This is a genomic window from Microbacterium sp. CFSPD4_SD4, assembly GCF_057364585.1.
Genome location: NZ_JBNFOC010000008.1, coordinates 1 through 23,868, shown reverse-complemented (window position 1 = coordinate 23,868; position 23,868 = coordinate 1). Strand labels below are relative to the sequence as shown.

Here is a 23,868-nt window from a genome sequence, read left to right as displayed (position 1 = left end):
TATGAACACCGATCGGAGACCCCATGCCCCACGATGCCGCTCGCGACGACGCCGGCACCCATCTCGTGCTCGTGCGGATGCGCGCCCTGCGCCCAGAACTCCGTCCGAGCGAGCAGCGCATCGCCGACCTGTTCCTCGCCGACCCCGCCGGAACCGCCGGGCTCTCCGTCGCCGAGCTCGCGCAGCGCTGCGACACCTCGACCACGTCCGTCGTGCGGTTCTGCAAGCGTCTCGGGTACGAGCATGTGCGCGAGCTGCGCAACCACGTGCTGCGGGAGGTCGAACGCGAGACCTTCGACACCGCCGCGCTCCCCGCCGTGTCCGGCGACATCGACCGCAATGACACCCTCGCCGACATCGTCGCGAAGGTGTCGCTCGCCGAGACGCTCTCCCTCGCCGACACCGCCAAGGTGCTCGACACCGACGCGCTCCGCGCCACGGTCGAGGCGATCGCCTCCTCCACCCGGGTGGACATCTTCGGCGTGGGGGCGAGCTCCATCGTCGGGCTCGACCTCCAGCGCAAGCTCACCCGGATCGGGCGGACGGCGTTGGAGTGGTCCGACCCGCACGCCGCCTGGACCTCGGCCGCCACCCTCGGGCCGGGGAACGTCGCGATCGCCGTCTCGCACACGGGCGCCACGACCGACACCATCGAGTTCCTCCTGCTCGCCCGGCAGGCGGGCGCGACGACCATCGCCATCACCAACCATGCCGGCTCCCCGCTCGCCGGTCAGGCCGACATCGTGCTGACCACCGCCGCGCGCGAGACGGGCTTCCGCTCCGGGGCCCTGGGCAGCCGGATCGCCCAGCTCATGGTCGTCGACTGCATCTTCATCGGGGTCGCGCAGTCCAACTACGATCGCTCGATGGAGGCCCTCCGCGACACCTTCGCCGCCGTGCATCACGTGCGCGCGGGCGGTGCCTGAGATGAGCGCGAGCCGACTCCGCGTCGGGCTGTTCACGGCGTTCGGCGGCCTCGGCGTGACCGCGGCGTTCGTCCCGGCCGTCCTTCCGTCCGCAGAGCACGCGACGGATGCCGACCTGAGTGCCGCCGTGCCCGTCCTCTTCGCGGGACTCCTCGTGGGCGTGCTGCTGTCGGGCCCGCTCCTGGTGCGCCGACCGCCCCGGACGACGCTCGTGCTGGGCAGCCTCCTCCAGGCGGCCGCCATCGTCGGTGTCGCCCTCGCGACGGATCCGGGCGTCTTCATCGCGGCCGCCGCGCTCGCGGGGCTCGGGTTCGGTCTCGTCGAGGCCGCGGGCTCCGTGGCAGCCAAGGCCGCCAGCACGGGGAGCGCGACCGGGGTGCTGAGCGCCCTGATGGGCACGGTCGCCGTGTGCGCCGCCGTCACACCGCTCGTGGTCGCGCTCGGGGCCGGCGCCCGTCCGGCCCTGGCGCTGCTCGCGACCGTACCCCTGGCGACCGTCGCGGTGCTCGCCGGCGCCAGCACTCTCGCCCGTGCGACCGAGGCCCCGGCGCGACGGGACGCACGCTCCCTGCTCGTCCTCCTCCCCTTCGCGCTGGCTCTGCCGCTCTACGTCGGCGTGGAGACCGTCCTGTCGGGCTGGTCGGCCGTGATCCCGGAGCGGGCGCTCGCGATCGAGCCCGCCACCGCCGCCCTCGGCACCTCCGCCTTCTGGGCGCTGATGGCCGTCGGCCGCTTCGGCGCCGCCGCTCTCCGGCGCGCGGCGGTTCCGCCGCTCGCGCTGCTGGCGACCGCCACTGGTGCTGCCGCCCTCCTCCTGGTGCTCGCCGGGGTGCTCCTCGGCGAGCAGCCGGTCGCGGCGCTGCTCATCCTGGCCGTCGTGGTGGTCCTGCTGGCCCCGAGCTACGGCCTCATCCTCGGACTCGCGCTCGACCGACTCGATCCGGCCCGCAGCGCCGCCGTCACCGGGGCGCTCGTGGCCTGCGGCGCGGTCGGCGGCACGTTCGTGCCCACGCTCGTCCTGCTGATCGGACGCGACCCGGCGTCGGGCGTCACGTTCCTCGTGTCCGCCGTCCTGTGCGCGGTCATCCCCGTGCTGATGCTCGTGGCGTCGCGCTCCGGGCGCGCCGTCCCGGCGTTGCGGTGACCGACTCTTCCTCCCCCATCGAGCCTGCACGCGACCTCTTCACAGATGCCGGAATTCCGACCGGCGCCCGCACGGCGACCACGTATCGTCGAAGCCACACCCGCACTGAGGAAGGGAGCACCGTGTCCGCGGACACCCTCACGATCATCGTCAGCGCGATCGGCGTCGTGCTCACCCTCGGCGCGAGCCTGTTCGCGGCAGGGGCGTGGATGATCCGTCGCATCGACGAGCGTCTCGGCACCGTCGACCACCGGCTCTCCACACGCATCGACTCCGTCGAAGAGAAGCTCACCACACGCATCGACACCGTCGAAGAGAAGCTCACCGCACGCATCGACACCGTCGAAGAGAAGCTCGGCGCACGCATCGACACCGTCGAAGAGAAGCTCACCGCACGCATCGATGCGGTGGCGGCGGACGTCACGGATCTGAAGATCGCCGTCGCCCGGCTCGAAGGGCCCCCGCGACACCTGCTCGTGTCAGGGGGCTGACACTCCCGTCAGCGCAGGACGAGGGCGGCGGCGCCGATCAGCGGCCCCTCGTCGCCCAGGCCCGAGCGGACGACGCGGGTGCGACGGGAGTACTCGTGCACGGCGCTGGCGGTGAGAGCCTGCTGGACGAGGTCGATGTAGTCCGCCGACACCCGCGAGAAGCCGCCGCCGATGGCGACGACGTCGAGGTCGACGAGGGTGGCGGCATCGGCCAGTGCCTCCCCGACGGCGCGGGCCGAGCGCTCGATTGCCGCGCGGGCGACGGCGACACCGGCCGCGGCGTCCCGGGCCAGGTCCTCCCCGGTCGCGCCGGACCAGCCCTGCTCCCGCGCCCAGGCGGCACTGGCAGGTCCGGAGGCGATCTCCTCAAGAGTGAGCCCGCCCTCGCGGCGCACCTGCCCGAGGTGCCCGGCGTTGCCGCTCGCCCCGGGCACATACGCACCGCCCACGACGAAACCGCCGCCGACGCCCGTGGACACGACGATCGACAGGGAGGCTCCCGCCTGCTGCGTCGCCCCCAGCCACGACTCCGCGAGCGCGAGCGCGCCGCCGTCGTGACCCAGGACCGCCGGGACGTCCCGTCCGAGTGCGGTCGAGGCCGCACGGCCGACCGCGTCGACGAGGCCGAACCCCCGCGCGAGGGGCATGTTCACCGGCAGGATCTCACCGCGGGTCCGATCCACGGGACCCGCGCTGCCGATCCCGGCGCCGACGAGCTCCGCATCGGCGGGCAGGGCCGCGAGCGCATGCCGCACGATCGCGTCGACCGCCGCCGTCAACGACGCGGACGTCGCCTCGCGGCCGGTGGGCTGCCGGCTGCGGCTGCCGGGGACGAGCGTGCCGTCGTCGGCGACGAGGGCGGCCTCCATCTTCGTGCCGCCCACGTCGACGGCCAGCGCATAGCGGCTCACTGCGGGTCGAGTCCGAGGTCGTCGAGGTCGAAGGCCGCGCGCCACTCCAGGCCCTCGGCCTCGATGGCGGCCTGCGCGCCGGTCTTGCGGTCGACGATCACCGCGACCGCGACGACCTCCGCACCTTCCTTGCGCAGCGCCTCGACCGCCTTGAGCGCGGACTGCCCGGTGGTCGAGGTGTCCTCCAGCACGACCACGCGCTTGCCCTTCACGTCGGCGCCCTCGATCTGGCGACCGCGGCCGTGGTCCTTCGGCTCCTTCCGCACGACGAACGCGTCGAGCGGACGGTCGGTGCCGACCGAGGCATGCAGGACGGCGTTCGCGATCGGGTCGGCGCCGAGCGTCAGACCGCCGACGGCGACGACGTCGAGATCGGCGATCAGGTCGAGCATGATGCGGCCTATGGCCGGAGCGGCGCGGTGGTCGAGGGTGAGCTTGCGCATGTCGACGTAGTACGTCGCCTTCTTGCCGCTGGAGAGGGTGAAATCGCCGTGGAACACCGCCTCGTCCGTGATGAGGGCGAGGAGGGTCTGGCGGTCTGCGTCGAGTGCGGTCACGGCATCCAGTGTAGGAGGCACACCCTAGGCTGGACGCATGCGCTTGGCCACCTGGAACGTCAACTCCATCCGCACCCGCGTCACCCGCACCGTCGAGTTCGCCGTCCGTGAAGACATCGACGTGCTCGCGATGCAGGAGGTGAAGTGCAAGCCGGAGCAGTTCCCGTATGCACCGTTCGAGGAGGCCGGCTACCACGTCGAGGTGCACGGCCTGAATCAGTGGAACGGCGTCGCCATCGCCAGCCGGCTGCCGATCACCGACGTCCGCACCGCCTTCGACGGCATGCCCGGGTTCGCGAAGGGCCACGAGGGCCCCGATGCCCCGCAGGAGGCGCGTGCTCTGGGCGTCATGGTCGACGGCGTGCGCGTCTGGAGCCTGTACGTGCCCAACGGCCGCTCGCTCGACGACCCGCACTACGTCTACAAGCTGCACTGGCTCGAGCAGCTCAAGCAGTCCACGGCGGCCGAGCTGTCGGCGAATCCCGACCTTCCGCTCGCCCTCGTCGGCGACTTCAACATCATCCCGTTCGACCATGACAACGGCGACCCCGACATCGTGGTCGGCCGCTCCACCCACGTCTCCCCCGCCGAGCGCGACGCGTTCTTCGCGCTGACCGACGCGGGCGTGACCGACGTCGTGCGCCCGCTGCTCCCCGAGGGTTACACCTACTGGGACTACCAGCGGCTGAAGTTCCCGCGCAACGAGGGCATCCGGATCGACTTCATCCTCGGCTCGAAGACGTTCGCCGATGCCGTCACCGGGGCGTCGATCCACCGCAACGAGCGCAAGGGCGAGCAGCCCAGCGACCACGTGCCCGTGGTGGTCGATCTGGACTTCGGCGGCGACGACGCCGACGACGACCTGCCGATGATCTTCTCCTGACCTTTCGACAGGCTCAGGGACCTACCCCGTGCGGCTGATCGCGACCGACCTCGACGGCACCCTGCTCGACAGCTCGTCCGCGGTGTCGCCGCGCACCCGTGCCGCGCTCGACGCCGCGCGGGACGCGGGCGTCGCGGTGGTGCCCGTCACCGCCCGCCAGCCGATCGGCCTGCGCGTGATCGCCGCCGACGCCGGCTTCGACGGGTGGGCGCTGTGCGGCAACGGCGCGTACGCGACACATCTCACCGAGGGCCGCATGCTGTTCGCCGAGGAGCTGCCGCCCGCGACGCTGCGCACTCTCGCCGACGCGCTGCGCGCCAGCGTCCCCGGCCTCCTCTTCGCGAGCGTGCGGGAGGGCGGCGAGACATTCGTCGCACAGCACGGGTACGCGGCGATCGCGCAGCTGTCCGATCACAAGCGTGACCCCGCGACGATGGGCGGCGTGCCGCTGGACGAGGTGCTGGCCGCGCCGACGCTCAAGCTCGTGATCCGGCACCCCGAGCTCGCGCCCGCCGCACTCTTCGAGACCCTGCGGTCCCTCGGGCTCACCGGCTTCGAGGCCACGCTGTCCGGCGCCCCGTTCGTCGAGGTCATGGCGCAGGGCGTCACGAAGGCCACGGGACTCGCGCGCCTCTGCACGCACCTCGGCATCGATCGCTCCGATGTCGTGGCGTTCGGAGACGCCCTCAACGACGTCGAGATGCTCCGCTGGGCCGGTCACGGCGTGGCCATGGCACACGCGGAACCGGTCGTGCAGGAGGCCGCGGACGAGACCACCGCGACCAACGACGACGACGGCGTGGCCCGCGTGATCGAGCGCCTGCTCGGCCCCTGAACCGGGCCACCGCGGTCAGTCGGCCCCGTTCGGACGCGCCTCGGCACTCGGCGGTCGCAGGCCGAGGAGAGCCAGGGCACCCGCCCCCGCCGTGAGCACCGCGATGACGCCGATCCCGACCGCCGGCACCGTCACCGTCGCCACGGCCCCCGCGACGAGCGGACCGCCCGCGTCGCCCAGCTCTCGGCCCAGCTCCGCGCTGCCCATCGTGCGCCCCATCCGTTCGGCGGGCGTCGACGCTGCGAGGTGCGAGAACGCCACCGGCGTCGCCAGCCCCACCCCCGCGCCGACCAGCACGCCCGAGAGGGCCAGGACGACCGGGGTTACCCACAAGGCCGAGAGTCCGATGCCGACGCCGATGAGAAGCAGCCCGCCGACCGCGCCGAGGCGGACCGAGAGCCGGCCGCGGTCGTGCGCCGATCCGACCAGCGGCTGCACGATGCTCGACACGACCGCCAGCACCGTGACGATCGCCATGCTGCCCACAGTGCCGAGTCCGGCCTCCCGGCCGAGCAGCGGGAGGAAGCCGACGGCCACGGCGAGCGCGCCGGTCGTGGCCGCCAACACCAGGGTCGGGACGAGGAACCCCGGGGCGAGGAGCTCCCGGCCGAGGTCGACGAGGGTCACCCGTTTCCGGGGCAGCACCGGCACGGCGGGGACGGCGACGAGCACCCATCCGGCCGCGGCCAGCCCGAGCACGGCGAGTGCCCAGAACAGCGCCGGGATCCCGCCCGCCACCACGAGCACCGCACCGAGCAGGGGGCCGAGCGCATATCCGAGACTCTTCCAGGAGCCGTAGCGCCCGAAGTAGCGGCCACGCGACGCCTCGTCCGTCAACCGCGCCACTGCAGCGGACGACGCCGGGGAGAACGCCGAGGCCGCCGCCCCCTGCCCGAAGCGCGCGATCACCAGGCCGATCATGCCGGGAGCCAGTGCTCCGACCACCGAGAACGCCGCGAAGGCCAGCAGCCCGCCGACGATCACCGGGCGCACCCCGACCCGGTCGCTGAGCGCCCCGAAGAGCGGCTTGAGCAGCACCTCGGCGAGGTCGTACAGCGCGAGCGTGAAGCCGAAGGCCAGCAGCGTCCAGCCGATGTCCTCGGTCTCGGCGCCCAGGGCGGCAGCGATGCCGTGCGCGCCGAACGCGGTGGTGAACCCGGCGAGATAGAGCGGTGCAAGCCGCGGGCGCGTCGAGGAGGTCACACTCGATCCTGGCAGGTCCCCGCCCGCCTCCGTCGCGCGGGGGATGCCGCGCGACGACCCCCGCCCTACGGTGGAGGGATGGCCTTCACCCGGACGCCGACCCTGCGCGACCAGCGCGGCGACCTCCTCCTCGCGCTCGTCCTCTTCGTCGGCGCGATCCTCAGCGCGGCGCTCTCCTCCATCGCCCAGGTCTACGGCGACGAACAGGCTCCGCTATGGACCGCCCTCGTCTACGCCGTCGTGGTGGCGGCGCCGCTCGGTTTCCGCCGGCGCTGGCCCGGCACCGTGGCCGTCGTGGTGTCGCTGGCCTACTTCACCGCGGTGACGATCCGGGTACCGGAGATCTACGTCGGCAACATCGCGATGTTCATCGCGCTCTACACGGTCGGCGCCTGGATGAACGACCGCCGGAAGGCCCTGGTCGTCCGTGTCGCGATCATCGTCGGCATGTTCGTGTGGCTCCTCATCACCATGTACCGCGACGCCATCAGCGAGGCGGACAAGGCGGACGTCGTCGCCGGTGCCATGTCGCCCTATGTGGCCTTCATGCTCATCCAGATCCTCCTCAACGTCCTGTACTTCGGCGGCGCCTACTACTTCGGCGAGCGCTCCTGGGCGGCGGCGGAGCAGCGCACCGTGCTGGAGGAGCGCACCCGAGAGCTGGAGCGCGAGCGCGAGGTCACCGCGGCGCAGGCGGTGGCCCTCGACCGGGTGCGGATCGCCCGAGAGCTGCACGACGTCGTCGCCCACCATGTATCGGTGATGGGCGTGCAGGCGGGTGCCGCGCGCCTCGTGCTCGAGAGCGATCCGGCGCAGTCGGCGCGCATCCTCTCCGGGATCGAGTCCTCCGCGCGGGACGCGATCCAGGAGCTGCGCCAGCTGCTGGAGACCCTGCGCACTCCCGGCGGCGACACGACCGAGCCGGCATCGACCGTCTCCCTCGACGACATCGCCGCCCTGGCGGAGGCATCGACCGAGGCCGGCCTCCCCACCGCGTACGCCGTGATCGGCGATCCGGTGCCGGTGCCCTCGCTCGTCGCGGTGAACCTGTACCGGATCGCGCAGGAGTCGCTGACCAACGCCCGTCGGCACGCCGGGCCAGGGGCGACTGCGGACGTGCGCGTGCGCTACGACGAGGACGGCGTAGAGGTCGAGGTCGTGAACACCGGTCGTGCCATCGCCCAGCTGCGTCCCGGCCTCGGCCAGCTCGGGATGCGGGAGCGCGCGGCGGCCTCCGGCGGCACGTTCGAGATCGCTCCGCGCGCGCCCGGCGGGGTGCGGGTGCGAGCGCGGGTGCCGCTTGCCGCACCCGTGACGGAGGCCGCACGGTGACCGCGCCGATCCGGGTGCTCCTCGTCGACGACCACGCCCTCCTCCGCGCCGGCTTCCGCACGATCCTCGACACCCAGCCCGACATCACCGTCGTCGGCGAGGCCTCGACCGGGGCGGAGGCCATCGCGCAGGCCGCCGACCTGCGCCCTGACGTGATCACGATGGACGTGCAGATGCCGGACATGGACGGGATCGAGGCGACGCGCCGCCTCGTGGCCGACCCCTCGGTGAGTGCCGCGATCGCGATCGTGACGACGTTCGATCGCGACGACTACCTCTATCAGGCGCTCGAAGCCGGCGCGAGCGGATTCCTCCTCAAGAACGCGGGTGCCGAGGATCTCATCTCCGCGGTGCGCGCTCTCGCGGCCGGGGACGGCATGCTGGCACCCGAGGTGACGCGCCGCGTCCTCACCCGCTTCGCCGGAGCGAATCCGGAGACCGGCGCCGCTCCCGCCCGCGCGGTGACGAAGACGCCCGCGACCCCCGTCCTCGCGGAACCGCTGACCGAGCGGGAGACAGAGGTGCTGACCCTGCTCGCCGATGCCCGCAGCAACGCCGAGATCGCCCGCGCCCTGTTCATCGGGGAGGCCACCGTGAAGACCCACGTCTCCCGGATCCTGCAGAAGCTCGGCGCCAGGGACCGCGTGCAGGCCGTCGTGCTCGCGCATCGGATGGGGCTGGCCTGACCGGAGGTGGACCGCTCCCCCGCGATACTCTCGGAGCCATGCCCGCCGCCGCCCCCGTGTCCCGTCCGATCGTCGCCGGGATCGTCACGGCGCTCGTGGGGTTCACGAGCTCGTTCGCGGTGGTGCTCACGGGCCTCGATGCCGTCGGCGCGTCGGCGGCGCAGGCGGCCAGCGGACTCCTCGCCGTGAGCCTCGCGATGGGGCTCGCCTGCATCGTGCTGGCCTGGCGCTACCGGATGCCGATCACGGCCGCGTGGTCCACTCCCGGTGCCGCCCTGCTCGTGGCGACCGGCAGCGTCGAGGGCGGCTGGCCGGCCGCGGTCGGGGCCTTCCTCGTGACCGCGGCCCTCATCCTCCTCACGGCGCTCTGGCCCGCGCTCGGAGCCCTGATCGCGCGGATCCCTCCGTCGATCGCGCAGGCCATGCTGGCGGGGGTGCTGCTGCCGCTCTGCCTCGCGCCGATCACGGGGGTCGTCGCGAACCCCTGGGGCGTGGTCCCGGTGGTGCTGACCTGGCTGGTCTTCGCCCGACTGGCTCCCCGGTGGGCCGTGCCGCTGGCGTTCGTCGCCGCGGCCGCGGTCGTCGCCGTGTCGCTGGTCTCCGCGGGGACCCGGGTCGACCCGGCCGTCCTCCTGCCACAGTTCGAGCTGACGATGCCGGCCTTCACGGTCGGGGCCCTGGTCGGCATAGCCCTGCCGCTGTTCATCGTGACCATGGCGTCGCAGAACGTGCCGGGTATCGCGATCATGCGCAGCTTCGGCTACGAGGTCCCGTGGCGTCCGGCGATGCTCGTGACCGGTCTCGGCACGGCCCTCGGCGCTCCGGCCGGCGGGCACGCGATCAACCTCGCCGCCATCAGTGCGGCCCTCGCCGCGTCCCCCGACGCCGATCCCGACCCCGACCGGCGCTGGCTCGCCGGGGTCTCCACGGGGGCGTCCTATCTCGTGCTGGGGGCGTTCTCCGCCGCCTTCGCGACCCTCGTCGTGCTCGCCCCGACGGCGGTCATCCCGGCGGTCGCGGGACTCGCGCTGTTCGGCGCCTTCGGCGCGGCCGTCCAGCAGGCGATCGACGACCCCGGCGAGCGCCTCCCCGCGGTCGTCACGTTCCTCGTCGCCGCCTCCGGCATCGCCGTGCTCGGGGTGAGCGCGGCATTCTGGGCGCTGGTCGCCGGCCTGCTCGTGCGCACGGTGCTGCACGCCGGCCGTCCGTCCCGCGGCTGATCCGTGGCCGTCCCCCCTGCGGGGGATGCCCCGCCCCGCCCGTGCTCAATAGCGTGAAGGTCATGCGGATCACCTTCGGACGGAGCACCACGACATGACCACAGGACTGCTGGAACTCTCCGGCATCACCAAGAGCTACGGCAGCCGCCGGGTGCTGGACGACGTGTCGTTCACGGTCGCGCCGGGCCGGCTCACCGGCTTCGTCGGCGGCAACGGCGCCGGCAAGACCACGACCATGCGCATCGTCCTCGGGCTGCTGTCGTCGGACGGCGGACGAGTCGACCTCGACGGGGCGCCCCTCACCACCGCCGACCGCCGTCGCTTCGGCTACATGCCCGAGGAGCGCGGCCTGTACCCGAAGATGAAGGTCCTGGAGCAGATCGTCTACCTCGCGCGCCTCCACGGGTTCGGCAAGCCGGACGCGACGGAGCGGGCGACCGCGCTGCTCACGGAGCTCGGACTCGGCGAGCGCCTCGACGACACGATCGAGTCGCTGTCGCTGGGCAACCAGCAGCGGGCGCAGATCGCCGCGTCGCTCGTGCACGACCCCGAGGTGCTGATCCTCGACGAGCCCTTCTCCGGCCTGGACCCCCTCGCGGTGGACGTCGTCGCCGGGGTCCTGCAGGCCAGCGCGGCCCGCGGCACGTCGATCCTCTTCTCCTCCCACCAACTCGACGTGGTCGAGCGCCTCTGCGACGACCTCGTCATCCTCGCCGGGGGCACCATCCGTGCCGCCGGGTCCCGGGACGGGCTCCGCGCCGAGCACGCCCGCGACCGGTACGAGCTCATCTCCGCGGGCGACGCCGGGTGGCTGCGCACCGAACCCGGGGTCACGGTCGTCGACTTCGAGGGCGGCTACGCGCTCTTCGATGCGGACGGCCCCGACACCGCCCAGCGCGTGCTGCAGTCGGCGGTCGCGCGCGGCGACGTCGCGAGCTTCGCGCCCAAGCACCCCTCCCTCGCCCAGATCTTCAAGGAGGTCATCCAGTGAACGCCTCGACCCCAGCGCGGAACGGGATCTGGCTGGTCGCCGAGCGGGAGATCGGCTCCAAGCTCCGCAGCAAGGCGTTCCTGATCTCGACCGGCATCCTGCTCGTCCTCGCCCTCGCCGGCGTGCTGTTCGGCGGCTTCGCGAGTCAGAACACCGACGCCATGCCCGTCGCGGTGACCGCGGAGACCACAGGCGCCGTGTCCGCGCTGCCCGACGTTGAGGTGACCGAGGTCGCCTCCCGCGCCGAGGCCGAGGAGCTGGTCCGCGACGGCGACGTCGACGCGGCGGTGCTCCCGGGCGACAACCCCGCCGGATACACGATCGTCGCTCTGGAGGATGCGCCCGGATCGCTCGTGTCCGCGCTGTCGCTCTCGCCCGAAGTCGTGATCCTCGAGCCGGTCACCACCAACCCGCTGCTGCGCTACTTCATCGCGATCGCATTCGGGCTCGTCTTCATGATGGCCGCGGCCACGTTCGGCGGCACCATCGCGCAGAGCGTGGTCGAGGAGAAGCAGACCAGGGTCGTGGAGGTGCTGCTGTCGGCGATCCCGGCGCGCACGCTGCTCGCTGGCAAGGTGATCGGCAACACGGTGCTCGCGATGGGACAGATCCTCGCCCTCGCGGCCGTCGCCACGATCGGCCTCATCGTGACGGGTCAGCGGGAGGTGCTGACCACCCTCGGCGCCCCCATCATCTGGTTCGCGGTGTTCTTCCTGTTCGGGTTCATCCTGCTCGCGGCGATGTTCGCGGCGGCGGCCTCCATGGTGTCCCGCCAGGAGGACATCGGCTCGACGACGACCCCCATCACGATGCTCATCATGGCGCCGTACGTGCTGGTGATCGTGTTCAACGACAACCCGCTGGTACTGACGATCATGTCGTACGTGCCGTTCTCGGCTCCGGTCGGCATGCCCATGCGCTTGTTCGTCGGCGAGGCGCAGTGGTGGGAGCCGCTCCTGAGCCTCGCGATCCTCCTGGCGAGCTGCGTCGCGGCGATCGTCGTCGGCGCGAAGATCTACGAGAACTCCCTGCTCCGGATGGGCTCGCGCGTGAAGCTCGCCGAGGCTCTGCGCGGCTGATCCCGAGACCCCGCTTTCGCGCCGAGACCCCCAGCTGCACGCGCGTGCAGCAGGGGGTCTCGACGTGTACCCGGGGTCTCGGCGTCAGAGGAGGCCGTCGGAGAGGGTGGTGGGGTTGCCGAAGCGGTGGTTGGTGATCGACACGGCCTGCTCGTGCAGGAACGGGAGCATCTCGACCCGGCCCGCTCCGGTCACGGCGTGCGACCACACCGCGACGTCGGGGCTGCCGTCGAGGGCCGTGTGCAGCGCGGCGGCATCGCCACCGACGAGCCGCACCCGCTGCCACGACCGGGCGCCCTTCGCGTAGCGCTTGGTCCACGCGGCATCCGACTCGGTCTTCACGGCCACGCCCTGGGTCTTGAGCGCCTTCTCCACGCGGGACGGCAGCCACGCCGCCGACACGGTGAACGGGCTGCCGCTGCGCAGGGCCGCGGCGAGCACGCGGACTCCCTCGGCCAACGGCGCGTCCTCGGCGATGCGCACGTCGACCGCCACCGGACGGTACCGGAACACGTTGCGCTCGACCCCGAGTCCGGACTTGTCGCTCACGGCGCCGAACTCGTCGATCCATGCCCGCTCATCGGCGGCCGCGGCGCGGTGCAGCCACTCGATGCCCACGGGGTCGAGCTCGGGCGCGGCCGCCTCCAGCAGACCGGTCACGGCGGGGGTCACCGCCGCCCCCGGAGCCGCGGCGGGCAGCTCGCCCGCACGCCACTCGCCGAGACCGAAGAGGTAGTTGGGGCCGCCGGCCTTGGCTCCGGCGCCCACGGCCGAGCGCTTCCAGCCGCCGAACGGCTGACGCTGCACGATGGCGCCGGTGATGCCCCGGTTCACGTACAGGTTGCCGGCCTCGACGCGGTCCAGCCAGGTCGCGACCTCGGCGGAGTCCAGCGAGTGCAGCCCCGCGGTGAGGCCGTAGTCGACGGCGTTCTGCAGCCGGATGGCCTCGTCGAGGTCCTTCGCGTGCATGATGCCGAGCACGGGTCCGAAGAACTCGGTCCGGTGGAAGTACGAGCCCTCGCGCACGCCGGTCTTCACCCCCGGCGTCCACTGCTTCCCCTCGTCGTCGAGCTTCCGGGGCTCCACGAGCCAGCGCTCGCCCTTGTCGAGCGTGGTGAGCGCGGTGAGGAGCTTGCCGTTCGCGGGCTCGATGATCGGCCCCATCTGCGTGGCGGGGTCATCGGGCAGCCCGACGCGCATCGAGGTGACCGCGTCCACGAGCTGCCGCTCGAAGCGCTTCGAGTCGGCCACCGACCCGACGAGGATCGCCAGCGACGCGGCCGAGCACTTCTGCCCGGCGTGGCCGAACGCGCTGCGGGCGACGTCGGCGGCCGCGAGGTCGAGGTCGGCCGACGGCGTCACGATGATGGCGTTCTTGCCGCTCGTCTCGGCGAGCAGCGGCAGGTCGGCACGGAAGGAGCGGAAGAGCTGCGCGGTCTCGTAGGCCCCGGTGAGGATGACCCGGTCGACCTGGGGGCTCGCGACCAGTCGGGTGCCGAGGTCGCGGGAGGCGAGGTCGACGAGGGCGAGCAGATCGCGCGGGACGCCCGCGGCCCACAGCGCCTCGACCATCACGGCACCGCACCGCTGGGTGAGCTTCGCGGGCTTGATGATCACGCCGGATCCGGAGGCGAGGCCGGCGAGCACACCGCCGGCGGGGATCGCCACGGGGAAGTTCCACGGCGGCGTGACCACGGTCACCTTCGACGGCACGAACTCGGCACCGGGGATGGCCTCGAGATCCTTCGCCCGCTCGGCGTAGTAGTGCGCGAAGTCGATCGCCTCGCTGACCTCGGGGTCGGCCTCCGCGATGGTCTTGCCGGCCTCGTGCGCCATGATCTCCAGCAGCTCGCCGCGGCGGGCGGCGAGCTCGTCGCCCGCGCGGTGCAGGACGGCGGCGCGCTCGGCGGCGGGGAGCGCCGCCCACCTCTCGGCGGCGGACGTGGCGGCGGCGAACACGGCGTCCAGCTCGGCGTCGGTCTCGATGCGGGCGGCCGCGATCGCGTCCCGGCCGAGCGTCGACGACACCGAGCGCTGCAGGATCTCCCGGCCCCAGGCACGGTTCGCGGCGAGCGCCGGATCGGTGTCGGGCTCGTTCGCGAAGCCGTCCGTGGTGCCCTCAGGGCGCGGGGCCGTGCGGTCCTGCGTGCGGTTCGGGGCGGGTACCGACGGGTCGGCGACGAGCGCGGCGAGAGAGCGCTCGAAGCGCTCCCGCTCGCGGGTGAGCAGGGTCGGGTTCGACGCCAGCTCGAACACGGCGGACATGAAGTTCTCGGGGCTCGCGTTCTCCTCGAGGCGCCGCACGAGGTACGCGATCGCGACATCGAACTCCGCCGGGTTCACGACCGGCGTGTAGAGCAGGAGGCGGCCGACGTCCTTGCGGACGGCCTCGGCCTGCCCGGTCGCCATGCCGAGCAGCATCTCGTACTCCACGAGGGCGCCCTTCAGCCCCTGGGTCCCTGAGGCCGCGCCCCCCTGGGTCCCTGAGCCTGTCGAAGGGTCGGTCACGCCACGGGCCTTCGCGAGCAGCCAGGTGTAGGCGATGTCGAAGAGGTTGTGACCGGCGACGCCGATGCGCACGGCGTCGAGCCGCTCGGGCGTCATCGCCCAGTCGAGCACACGCTTGTAGTTCGTGTCGGAGTCCTGCTTGGTGCCGTAGGTCGCGAGCGGCCAGCCGTGCACCTTCGCGTCGACCTCCTCCATCGCGAGGTTCGCGCCCTTGACCACGCGCACCTTGATCGGCGCTCCGCCCTTGGCGCGGCGTGCGGCGGCCCACTCCTGGAGACGCTGCATGGCGCCGAGCGCATCGGGCAGGTAGGCCTGCAGCACGATGCCGGCTTCGAGGTCTTCCAAGCCGGGCTGGTCGAGGATGCTCGTGAAGGCCGCGATCGTGAGGTCGAGATCGCGGTACTCCTCCATGTCGAGGTTGATGAACTTCTGGGTGCCGGTGCGGGCGCCCTTCGCCTCAGCCTTCGCCGCGAGCCGGTACAGCGGGGTGAGCTTCTCGACGACGTCGGCGACGGCCTCGTCGAACGACCACATGGAGAGCTGGCTGACGACGCTCGAGACCTTGATCGAGACGTAGTCGACGTCCGGACGGGCGAGGAAGTCGTACGTGCCCTGCAGTCGGCGGCCCGCCTCGCGCTCGCCGAGCACGGCCTCGCCGAGGAGGTTCAGGTTCAGACGGTTGCCGGTCTTGCGGAGCTTGGCGATCGCGGGGCCGAGCTTGGACGGCGTGGCGTCGAGCACGAGGTGGCCCACCATGGCCCGCAGCACGCGCCGCGAGATCGGGACGACGACGTTCGGGAGCTTCGGCGCCCAGAACCCACCGGCCTTGATGGCGGCACGGAGGTAGCCGGGCAGCAGCGTGGGCGTGATGTCGGAGAGCTCCGCGAGCTTGCGGCCAGCGACCCGAAGATCCTCCGGACGCATGACGCCGTCGACGAAGCCGACCGTGAAGGCGAGGCCGTTCGGATCCTTGAGCACTTCGGACAGGCGCTGCGCGGCGGGCTCGATCGGGTGGGTCTCACTCTCGGCGAGCCAGCGCTGCACGAGCGCGGCGACCTCTTCGGTGCGGGGGGTGGTGTCGTCGATGACGGTCATGAAGCGGGGTACCTTCCTCGGCCTCGCACACCCGGGTGTCGTGTGCGGCTGGATCATTGTCCAGCCGGTCGGTAGGCTCCGTCTATCAACCGATTCGAGTGGATTCTGTTCACTCTTCCCGAACGATCGGAACCGCCGTGCTCGACGTCCATCGCCTGCGTCTGCTCGTGGAGCTGTCGCGTCGCGGGACCCTCTCCGCCGTGGCGGATGCGCTGTCCTACAGCAAGGCCTCCGTGTCCCAGCAGCTCGCCGCGCTGGAGCGTGATGTCGGGGTGCCGCTGCTGCGTCGGGTCGGTCGTGGCGTGCAGTTCACGCCGCAGGGGAACGTCCTGGTGGCCGAGGCCATCGGCATCCTCGATCAGCTCGAGCACGCCCAGGTCGCCGTCGCCGAGTCGCTCACCGAGGTGACCGGCACCGTGCGCCTCGCGGTGTTTCAGTCCACCGCGCACTCCCTGCTGCCCCGCGCGCTCGCAGCCCTCGGCGCGCGCCACCCCGCCCTGCGCGTCGAGGTGACCGAGCGCGACCCCGAGTCCGGGCTGGTCGGCGTCTCCAGCCGCGACTACGACCTCATCCTCGCGGAGCAGTATCCGGGCCACACGCGCCCCATCCACGCCGACCTCGACCGCGTCGTGCTCGCCCACGACGCCATCGCGCTCGCCCGGCGTCCGGGAGCGTCGGAGTCCGCCGATCCCGTCGCGGCCCTGTGGGCGACCCGCGCCGAGCCGTGGGTGCTCGAACCCGCCGGGACCGCCTCCCGCGCGTGGGCCGAGCAGCTCTGCCGCACCGCCGGGTTCGAGCCCGACGTGCGCTTCGAGCTCGCCGACCTCACCGCGCACGTCCGGCTCATCCACGCGGGACTCGCGGTCGGGCTGCTCCCCGAGCTCGTGTGGGCGGGCGACACCCCGACGGTCGACCTCGCACCGCTGCCGCAGGAGCCGCGCCGGGAGATCTTCTCCTCCGCGCGTCGGGTCTCCGCGGACGCCCCGTCGATCCGCGCCGTCCGCGCCGCGCTCGCCGACGCCGCCTCCCACAACCTCCTGGACTGACGCGGCGCACACGGTTCCGGGAATATGCATGCACATGCATCGGTTCATCCCCCGTGTACCCGGACGACGGCGTCCGATCCCCTCCGTCCGAAAGGCACTTCCGTGAGCACTCCCGTCATCGACCGCACCGCCCCGACCGAGCACCCCGTCCTCGACGTCCTCGCCGGCCGCTGGAGCCCCCGCGCCTACGACGCGCAGCACCCGATCGACGAGGCCAAGCTCGCCACCGCCCTCGAGGCCGCCCGCTGGAGCCCCTCCGCCAACAACGTCCAGCCCTGGCGTTTCATCGTCGCCCGCCGCGGCACCGCGCTGCACGCCCAGATCGTCGACGCGCTCATGGGCTTCAACCAGGCCTGGGCCGGCAACGCGGCCGTCCTCGTCGTTGCGATCGCCGAGACCGCGACGGCCGACGGCACGCCGATCAGCCACGCGTTCTACGACCTCGGCCAGGCCGTGGCGCACTTCTCCGTGCAGGCCCACCACGACGGCCTCGTCGTGCACCAGATGAGCGGCTTCGACCCCGAGGTCGTCCGCGAGTTCGCCGACCTGGAGCCCCGCTTCACCCCCGCCACCGTCATCGCCGTCGGCGAGTTCGGCGACATCGAGGCTCTGCCGGAGGTGCTGCAGGAGCGCGAGGTCGCCCCGCGCGTGCGCCGTCCGATCGCGGAGACGGTCGTCCTCAGCGCCTGAGCAGCGACAGACGAAAGGCCCGGTATGCGTCGCGCATACCGGGCCTTTCGTCGTCTGCCGATCCCGATCAGTCGTCGAGCAGCTCGGCCTCGATCACGTCGTCGTCCTCGACCTCCGGCTCGGGGGTCGTCGCGGTGAGCACGAGGCCCGTGCCGTCGGCCGCCACGTCCACCCGGACGGTGTCGCCGTCGTGCACGCCACCCGAGAGGAGGGCGGTCGCCAGCTTGTTCTGCACCTCGGTCTGGATGAGGCGACGCAGCGGGCGGGCGCCGAACACCGGGTCATACCCGCGCTCGGCCAGCCACGACCGCGCCCCGGGAGTGACCGCGAGCGTGAGCCGACGGTCGCGCAGCCGGTCGTGCAGCTGATCGACCGACAGCTCCACGATCTGCGCGAGGTCGTCTTCGGTGAGGGCCTGGAACATCACGATGTCGTCGAGACGGTTGAGGAACTCCGGCCGGAACGCCTGGCGCACGAGGGCCATCACCTGCTCCCGCTTCTCCTGCACGGAGAGCACGGGGTCGATGAGGATCGGCGAGCCCAGGTTGGAGGTCAGGATGAGGATCACGTTCGAGAAGTCGACCGTGCGCCCCTGCCCGTCGGTCAGCCGCCCGTCATCGAGCACCTGCAGCAGCACGTCGAACACCTCGGGGTGCGCCTTCTCGACCTCGTCGAGCAGGATCACGCTGTACGGACGGCGCCGCACGGCCTCGGTGAGCTGACCGCCCTGCTCGTAGCCGACGTACCCGGGAGGGGCCCCGACGAGCCGGGAGACCGAGTGCTTCTCGCCGTACTCCGACATGTCGATGCGCACCATGGCGTGCTCGTCGTCGAAGAGGAACTGCGCGAGCGCCTTGGCCAGCTCGGTCTTGCCGACACCGGTCGGTCCGAGGAACAGGAACGATCCGGTCGGCCGACCGGGATCGCTGATGCCCGCGCGCGAGCGGCGCACCGCGTCGGACACCGCCTTGACGGCGTCCTTCTGGCCGATGAGTCGCTTGCCGAGCTCGTTCTCCAGGTGCAGGAGCTTCTCGCTCTCCCCCTGCAGCAGCCGCCCGACCGGGATGCCGGTCCAGGCCGCGATCACGGCCGCGATGTCCTCCTCGGTGACCTGCTCGTTCACCATGCGCGGTTCGCTCGAGGCGGTGGCCTCGGCCTGCTCGGCTTCGGCGATGTCGCGCTCCAGGCGCTTGATCGTCTCGTACTCGAGCTTCGACGCCTTCGTGTAGTCGGCGTTGCGCATGGCGAGGTCGCGCTGGGTGATCGCGTCGTCGAGCTGCTTCTTCAGCTCCCCGACCCGGTTCAGGCCCTGCCGCTCCCGCGCCCATCGGGCCTCGAGTCCGGCGAGCTCCTTCTCGAGCTCGACGAGGTGCTCGCGGAGGGTTCCGAGGCGCTCCTTGGACGCGGCGTCCTTCTCCCGCTTGAGCGCGAGCTCCTCCAGCTTCAGCCGGTCGACCTGACGCTTGAGCTGGTCGATCTCGACGGGAGAGGAGTCGATCTCCATCTTCAGACGCGACATCGACTCGTCGATCAGGTCGATGGCCTTGTCCGGCAGCTGCCGCGCGGGCAGGTAGCGGTTGGAGAGCGAGGCCGCGGCCACGAGCGCGCTGTCGGAGATGGTCACCCCGTGGTGCGCCTCGTAGCGCCCCTTGAGCCCGCGGAGGATCGCGATCGTGTCCTCGACCGTCGGCTCGCCGACGTACACCTGCTGGAAGCGCCGCTCGAGGGCGGCGTCCTTCTCGATGAACTCGCGGTACTCGTTGAGGGTGGTGGCGCCGATGAGCCGCAGCTCGCCGCGGGCCAGCATCGGCTTGAGCATGTTCGAAGCCGCGACCGACCCCTCGCCCCCGCCCGCGCCCATGAGCACGTGCAGCTCGTCGATGAACGTGATGATCCGGCCGTCCGACTCGGTGATCTCCTTGAGCACCTGCTTCAGGCGCTCCTCGAACTGGCCGCGGTACATGGCGCCCGCGACGAGCGCGGAGATGTCGAGCGAGACGAGCTCCTTGTCCTTGAGGGACTCGGCGACGTCGCCCGCGACGATGCGCTGCGCGAGGCCTTCGACCACCGCGGTCTTGCCGACGCCGGGCTCACCGATCAGCACCGGGTTGTTCTTGGTGCGGCGGGTGAGCACCTGGCTGACGCGCCGGATCTCACTGTCCCGTCCGATGACGGGGTCGAGCTTGCCCTCGCGGGCACGGTCGGTCAGGTTGATGCCGAACTGCTCGAGGGCGGACTGCTGTTCCTGGTTCGGGGATCCGGTCTGCGGGGTGGTCATGCGCTCCTCCTGGAGATGCTCCTTCTGAAAGTTGAGTTTGGTTGACTCAAGTTTAGCATTCGGCGGTGCGCGGCTCCACCACCTCTCACCTCTCGCGGGCGACCTCGTCCCAGACGGCCGCCGCCACCTCGCGCTTGGTCCCGGCCGCGGTCCGTGCCAGGACTCCTCCGCGACCGAGGATGTGCACGGCGTTCTCGCCACGCTCGAAACCCTGCTCCCAGCCGACCTCGTTCACCACCAGGAGGTCGACCCCCTTGCGCTCCTGCTTGCCGCGGGCGCGCGCGAGCAGCTCGGCCTCGTCCTCCGGGGTCTCCGCCGCGAACGCCACGATGAGCTGCCCTTCCCGCCGGGTGTCGACGAGCGCGGCGACGATGTCCTCGTTCTCGACGAGTTCGATCGTGCCGACGCCGCCGCGGTCCTTGGTGAGCTTCCGGGCGGAGACCTCGACCGGGCGGTAGTCGGCCACCGCCGCCGCCATCAGCACGACGTCGGCCGTCGCCGCCTCCTTCACTGCCGCGGACAGCTCGGCAGCCGTGCCGACCCGGACGATCCGGATCTTCGGGTGGCGGGCCTCCGCGAGCACGTCCCCGGCGACGTTCGCCGCGACGAGCGTCACCTCCGCGCCGCGCGCCGCCGCCTCCGCCGCGAGCGCGACTCCCTGGCGCCCGCTGCTCCGGTTGCCGAGGAAGCGCACCGGATCGATGGGCTCCCGGGTGCCACCCGCCGAGACGACGACCCGCACGCCCGCGAGGTCGCCCGGCGTCATCAGCGCCTGGGCTGCGGCAAGGATCTCCTCCGGCTCGACCATGCGACCGGGGCCGCTGTCGCCGCCGGCCAGTTCGCCGTCGGCGGGGCCGACCACGTGCACGCCGCGGTCCCGGAGCGTCGCCATGTTCGCCTGCGTAGCGGGGTTCCGCCACATCTCCGCGTGCATCGCGGGGGCGACGAGCACCGGCGCCTCGGTCGCGAGCAGCGTCGTGCCGAGGAGGTCGTCGGCGAGACCCGCGGCCATCTTCGCGAGGGAGTTCGCCGTGGCCGGGGCGATCACGACGAGGTCCGCCCCCTGCCCCAGGGCGACGTGCCGGACGCGGGCGACGTCCTCGTGCACGCTCGTCGTCACCGGGTGCCGGCTCAGCGCCTCCCAGGTCGGCAGGCCCACGAAGCGCAGCGCATCCTCCGTGGGCACGACGGTCACGTCGTGACCGGCCTTGGTGAGCAGGCGCACGAGGTGCACCGTCTTGTACGCGGCGATGCCGCCCGTGACTCCCACGACGATGTTCACGCCTCGATTCTGCCCCAGGGTGCGGACGCCCGGGCCGTCGCGGGCGGATCCGTCCCCGCCCGCCCCGGCCGACCTAGACTCGGAGGCGTGTGCACGGTGGTGATCGATGTCGAGGCTCTGGGATCCGCGCGGCTGCTGGCCGTCCGCGACGAGGACCCGACCCGGGAGTGGGACGCCCTGGGCGCGTGGTGGCCCGAGGAGTATCCGGGGGTGATCGGCATCCGCGACCGCCGCGCCGGTGGGGCCTGGCTCGCCGTGAACCCCGCCGAACGACGCCTCGCCGTGCTCCTCAACCGCGCCGATGTGCAGGACCTCTCCGCGACCGCGGCCGTCTCCCGCGGCACCCTTCCGCTCGCCGCGGTCACCGGGCGTTCTCCGCAGGGAGCCCCGCCGATGCACGGCTTCAATCTGCTCGAAGTCGGTCCGGAGGGCGCGCGAGTGCTCTCGTGGGACGGTGCCGAGCTGCGGGAGACCCCGATCGAGCCCGGAACCCACATGATCGCCCACGACGACCTCGACGACGAGGAGACCCCGCGCATCGCCGCGTGGCTCCCGGAGTTCCGGGCGCTCGGGCCCGCCGCGGCGAGCGCCGACTGGACGGCCGAGTGGACCGCTCTCCTCGGATCCTCGGCGACCCTGCCCCCGGAAGACGACCGCGCCATCATCCGGGACAACCGCCCGCACGGGTACCCGACGCAGTCCCTCCTCTACGCGGTCGCCACGGTCACGCCCGCCGGGGTCGACGTCCGCGACGTCACCCTCCCCTCTCCCGCCCACTGGCACTGACCCCCCTCTTTCTCCTCCGCCTCCCTCCGCCCCCTCTCGCGCCGCGGGATCAAAACAGCACCCCCGCCCTCCGCCCGCGGCCCCTTTCTGATCCCGCCCGCCCCGCCGCTTCCCGCCCAGGATCGAAAACGCACCCGGTCGTCCATCCTGCGGGGCCTTTCTGATCCCGCCCACCCCGCCGCTTCCCGCCCGGGATCTAAAACGCACCCCACCGCCCATCCCGCGGGACCTTTCTGATCCCGCACCGATGCGGGCGACCGACCCCTCGGTTCGACGAGTTCCGCTGCGGAGCTTGGGGGGCGATGCCGCCGGCGGGGCTGGACCAGAATGCCGCGGCCTGTGGCGAGACCGTTCGGCCTGATGCGGGACGGCAAACGCTCCGGATCCGGTGCGGTGGCGCGCGTTCTTGATCGCGCACGACAGCGGGGGACGGTCGCGAGGCCGACGGGGGGAGCGGGACGGAAAACGCCCCGGACGCGGGGCATTCACGCGCGTTTTCGATCCCGCACGACTGCGGGGGACGGTAGGGGGACCGTGGCGGGATGGAAAGTGGGCCGGATGCGTGGAAACGGGGCACGAAATTGATCCCGCACCGCCGAGGGAAGGGCGGGGTCAGGCGGCGGGGAGGGCGTCGGCGCAGGAGAAGCGGGCGCGGTAGGCGGTGGGAGTCACACCCAGCACGCGGGCGAAGTTCTGCCGGAGGACGGCCGCGGAACCGAAGCCGCAGTCCGTCGCGATGTGTTCGAGCGGGAGGTCGGTGCGTTCGAGGAGACGCTGGGCCTGGATGATCCGCTGCCGGCCGAGCCACGCGGCAGGGGTCGCCCCGTACTCGGCCTTGAAGCGGCGCGCGAAGGTCCGCGGCGACATCAGCGCCCGGGCCGCGAGCTGGTCGACCGTCAGGTCTTCGCGGAGGTTCTCCATCGCCCAGTCGGCCACCACGGCGAGCGAATCCGTGGGCGCAACCGGGATGGGGCGATCGATGAACTGCGCCTGACCCCCGTCCCGTTGCGGCGGCACCACCATCCGACGCGCGATCCGGTTGGTGATCTCCGCCCCGAGCTCCTGTCGCAGCAGGTGCAGGCAGGCGTCGATGCCGGCAGCGGTGCCCGCACTCGTGATGATGCGGCCGTCCTGGACGAAGAGCACGTCCGGATCGATGTCGACGGCGGGGTACATGTCGGCCATCGTGTGGGCGTACATCCAGTGCGTCGTCGCCCGCCGTCCGTCCAGGACCCCGGCCGCGGCGAGGATGAACGAGCCGCTGCAGACGCTCATGACCCACGCTCCGCGCGCCACGGCCTCGCGGGCCAGGTCGACGAGGAGCGGGTCGATGTCACCCCAGACCTCGCGCGGCACCGGGCAGAACACGACGAGGTCGGCCTCCGCGGCGAAGGACAGATCGTGCTCCACATTGATGGAGAAGCCGATCTTGGAGCGCACGACCCCGGGCCGCGGGGCGACGATGCGGAAGTCGAAGTTCGGCACCCCGTCGGCCGACCGGTCGAGGCCGAACGCCTCGCAGGCGACCCCGAACTCGAACGGCGCGAAGCCGTCCTGCACCACGCACGCGACGGTCTTCATCACATCTCCCGGAATGGCAGTTTTCCTACGCACAGTGCCCGATCCGCCACTCGTGGCAGCATCACACCGAGCGTAGCTTTTCTGCCATGCTACTCCTCATCCTCCTCCTCGCCCTCGCCATCTGGGCGCTCGTCGCCACGTTCGTCGAACTGCGTCGGGACGGCTACCGTCGCACCGCCACCGACTGGAGCCGCGTCGCCGGACAGGACGCCCTGTCGCAGGCCGACCCCGGACACGTCTATCGCTGACCTCCCGACCGTCCGCGAGGAGGGCTACGCTCGGGGGCATGAGCGACCCGCAGCAGCCCGCCCCCTCGCGCGACGGCGCCGGCGACCCGGCCGCCC

The 23,868-nt window shown here is 72.1% G+C and carries 21 protein-coding genes; 14 read left to right on the top strand and 7 right to left on the bottom strand.

Annotated features, from left to right (window positions below; translation table 11 throughout):
* The first annotated feature begins 23 nt into the window (after positions 1 to 23).
* From AC2W7E_RS12290 to AC2W7E_RS12280, 3 genes are all read left to right on the top strand, one after another.
* Entirely contained in the window at positions 24 to 926 is a 903-nt protein-coding gene (locus AC2W7E_RS12290) for a MurR/RpiR family transcriptional regulator (protein WP_485989228.1), read from the top strand.
* A 1-nt stretch (position 927) separates the two neighbouring features.
* Positions 928 to 2,070 carry an MFS transporter gene (locus AC2W7E_RS12285; RefSeq protein WP_366215694.1) on the top strand — a complete coding sequence of 381 codons (1,143 nt, stop codon included), beginning with the start codon at positions 928 to 930 and terminating at the stop codon, positions 2,068 to 2,070.
* 122 nt (positions 2,071 to 2,192) lie between these two features.
* Positions 2,193 to 2,561, top strand: a complete 369-nt coding sequence (locus tag AC2W7E_RS12280; RefSeq protein WP_085605644.1) for a hypothetical protein — start codon at positions 2,193 to 2,195, stop codon at positions 2,559 to 2,561.
* A gap of 8 nt (positions 2,562 to 2,569) precedes the next feature.
* Here the strand turns inward: AC2W7E_RS12280 and AC2W7E_RS12275 are convergent, their stop codons facing one another.
* Positions 2,570 to 3,472 carry an ROK family protein gene (locus AC2W7E_RS12275; protein ID WP_485989227.1) on the bottom strand — a complete coding sequence of 301 codons (903 nt, stop codon included), beginning with the start codon at positions 3,470 to 3,472 and terminating at the stop codon, positions 2,570 to 2,572.
* The gene (gene pyrE / locus AC2W7E_RS12270) at positions 3,469 to 4,029 is read right to left on the bottom strand and encodes an orotate phosphoribosyltransferase (RefSeq protein ID WP_025104912.1); all 561 of its coding nucleotides are present in this window, start codon (positions 4,027 to 4,029) and stop codon (positions 3,469 to 3,471) included. Before pyrE ends, AC2W7E_RS12275 begins: the two co-directional genes overlap by 4 nt.
* 37 nt (positions 4,030 to 4,066) lie before the next feature.
* On the opposite strand from pyrE, the gene AC2W7E_RS12265 reads away from it, so the two are divergent.
* Together AC2W7E_RS12265 and AC2W7E_RS12260 are read left to right on the top strand one after the other, a co-directional pair.
* A complete protein-coding gene (locus AC2W7E_RS12265; RefSeq protein WP_085605648.1) occupies positions 4,067 to 4,912 on the top strand; it encodes an exodeoxyribonuclease III in 846 nt (281 codons plus the stop codon).
* A 28-nt stretch (positions 4,913 to 4,940) separates the two neighbouring features.
* Entirely contained in the window at positions 4,941 to 5,747 is an 807-nt protein-coding gene (locus tag AC2W7E_RS12260; protein ID WP_126894465.1) for a Cof-type HAD-IIB family hydrolase, read from the top strand.
* A 15-nt stretch (positions 5,748 to 5,762) separates the two neighbouring features.
* Here the strand turns inward: AC2W7E_RS12260 and AC2W7E_RS12255 are convergent, their stop codons facing one another.
* On the bottom strand, positions 5,763 to 6,950 hold the full coding sequence (locus AC2W7E_RS12255; RefSeq protein ID WP_485989226.1) for an MFS transporter: 1,188 nt from the start codon (positions 6,948 to 6,950) through the stop codon (positions 5,763 to 5,765).
* Positions 6,951 to 7,028: 78 nt separating this feature from the next.
* Between AC2W7E_RS12255 and AC2W7E_RS12250 the strand changes: the two genes are divergently transcribed.
* From AC2W7E_RS12250 to AC2W7E_RS12230, 5 genes are all read left to right on the top strand, one after another.
* Positions 7,029 to 8,282, top strand: a complete 1,254-nt coding sequence (locus tag AC2W7E_RS12250; RefSeq protein ID WP_126894462.1) for a sensor histidine kinase — start codon at positions 7,029 to 7,031, stop codon at positions 8,280 to 8,282.
* Complete coding sequence (locus tag AC2W7E_RS12245; RefSeq protein WP_485989225.1) at positions 8,279 to 8,968, top strand: response regulator; 690 nt, start codon at positions 8,279 to 8,281, stop codon at positions 8,966 to 8,968. The genes AC2W7E_RS12250 and AC2W7E_RS12245 overlap by 4 nt, the downstream gene beginning before the upstream one ends.
* 38 nt (positions 8,969 to 9,006) lie before the next feature.
* Complete coding sequence (locus tag AC2W7E_RS12240) at positions 9,007 to 10,188, top strand: benzoate/H(+) symporter BenE family transporter (RefSeq protein WP_485989224.1); 1,182 nt, start codon at positions 9,007 to 9,009, stop codon at positions 10,186 to 10,188.
* A gap of 106 nt (positions 10,189 to 10,294) precedes the next feature.
* Positions 10,295 to 11,179, top strand: a complete 885-nt coding sequence (locus AC2W7E_RS12235) for an ABC transporter ATP-binding protein (RefSeq protein ID WP_485989272.1) — start codon at positions 10,295 to 10,297, stop codon at positions 11,177 to 11,179.
* Positions 11,176 to 12,258, top strand: coding sequence for an ABC transporter permease (locus AC2W7E_RS12230; RefSeq protein ID WP_366215700.1), 1,083 nt, complete (start codon positions 11,176 to 11,178; stop codon positions 12,256 to 12,258). The genes AC2W7E_RS12235 and AC2W7E_RS12230 overlap by 4 nt, the downstream gene beginning before the upstream one ends.
* Positions 12,259 to 12,342: 84 nt before the next feature.
* Here AC2W7E_RS12230 and AC2W7E_RS12225 read toward each other — a convergent pair whose 3' ends face one another.
* Entirely contained in the window at positions 12,343 to 15,861 is a 3,519-nt protein-coding gene (locus AC2W7E_RS12225) for a bifunctional proline dehydrogenase/L-glutamate gamma-semialdehyde dehydrogenase (protein WP_485989222.1), read from the bottom strand.
* Positions 15,862 to 15,998: 137 nt separating this feature from the next.
* Here AC2W7E_RS12225 and AC2W7E_RS12220 point away from each other — a divergent pair, with 137 nt between their 5' ends.
* Positions 15,999 to 16,907, top strand: coding sequence for a LysR substrate-binding domain-containing protein (locus AC2W7E_RS12220; protein ID WP_315108432.1), 909 nt, complete (start codon positions 15,999 to 16,001; stop codon positions 16,905 to 16,907).
* Between the two features lie 102 nt (positions 16,908 to 17,009).
* Positions 17,010 to 17,597, top strand: a complete 588-nt coding sequence (locus AC2W7E_RS12215) for a nitroreductase family protein (protein WP_085605667.1) — start codon at positions 17,010 to 17,012, stop codon at positions 17,595 to 17,597.
* Positions 17,598 to 17,664: 67 nt separating this feature from the next.
* Here the strand turns inward: AC2W7E_RS12215 and AC2W7E_RS12210 are convergent, their stop codons facing one another.
* Together AC2W7E_RS12210 and coaBC are read right to left on the bottom strand one after the other, a co-directional pair.
* Positions 17,665 to 19,875 (bottom strand): ATP-dependent Clp protease ATP-binding subunit, encoded by a 2,211-nt coding sequence (locus AC2W7E_RS12210; RefSeq protein WP_315108429.1) that lies wholly within the window; start codon positions 19,873 to 19,875, stop codon positions 17,665 to 17,667.
* Between the two features lie 85 nt (positions 19,876 to 19,960).
* Positions 19,961 to 21,157, bottom strand: a complete 1,197-nt coding sequence (gene coaBC, locus AC2W7E_RS12205; RefSeq protein WP_485989221.1) for a bifunctional phosphopantothenoylcysteine decarboxylase/phosphopantothenate--cysteine ligase CoaBC — start codon at positions 21,155 to 21,157, stop codon at positions 19,961 to 19,963.
* Between the two features lie 87 nt (positions 21,158 to 21,244).
* Here coaBC and AC2W7E_RS12200 point away from each other — a divergent pair, with 87 nt between their 5' ends.
* Positions 21,245 to 21,943: an NRDE family protein gene (locus AC2W7E_RS12200; RefSeq protein WP_485989220.1), complete on the top strand. Its 699-nt coding sequence runs from the start codon at positions 21,245 to 21,247 to the stop codon at positions 21,941 to 21,943.
* 612 nt (positions 21,944 to 22,555) lie between these two features.
* Here the strand turns inward: AC2W7E_RS12200 and AC2W7E_RS12195 are convergent.
* Positions 22,556 to 23,524 (bottom strand): GlxA family transcriptional regulator, encoded by a 969-nt coding sequence (locus AC2W7E_RS12195; protein ID WP_062636112.1) that lies wholly within the window; start codon positions 23,522 to 23,524, stop codon positions 22,556 to 22,558.
* Between the two features lie 86 nt (positions 23,525 to 23,610).
* Here AC2W7E_RS12195 and AC2W7E_RS12190 point away from each other — a divergent pair, with 86 nt between their 5' ends.
* Positions 23,611 to 23,772, top strand: a complete 162-nt coding sequence (locus AC2W7E_RS12190) for a hypothetical protein (protein ID WP_249520702.1) — start codon at positions 23,611 to 23,613, stop codon at positions 23,770 to 23,772.
* Positions 23,773 to 23,868 lie beyond the last annotated feature (96 nt).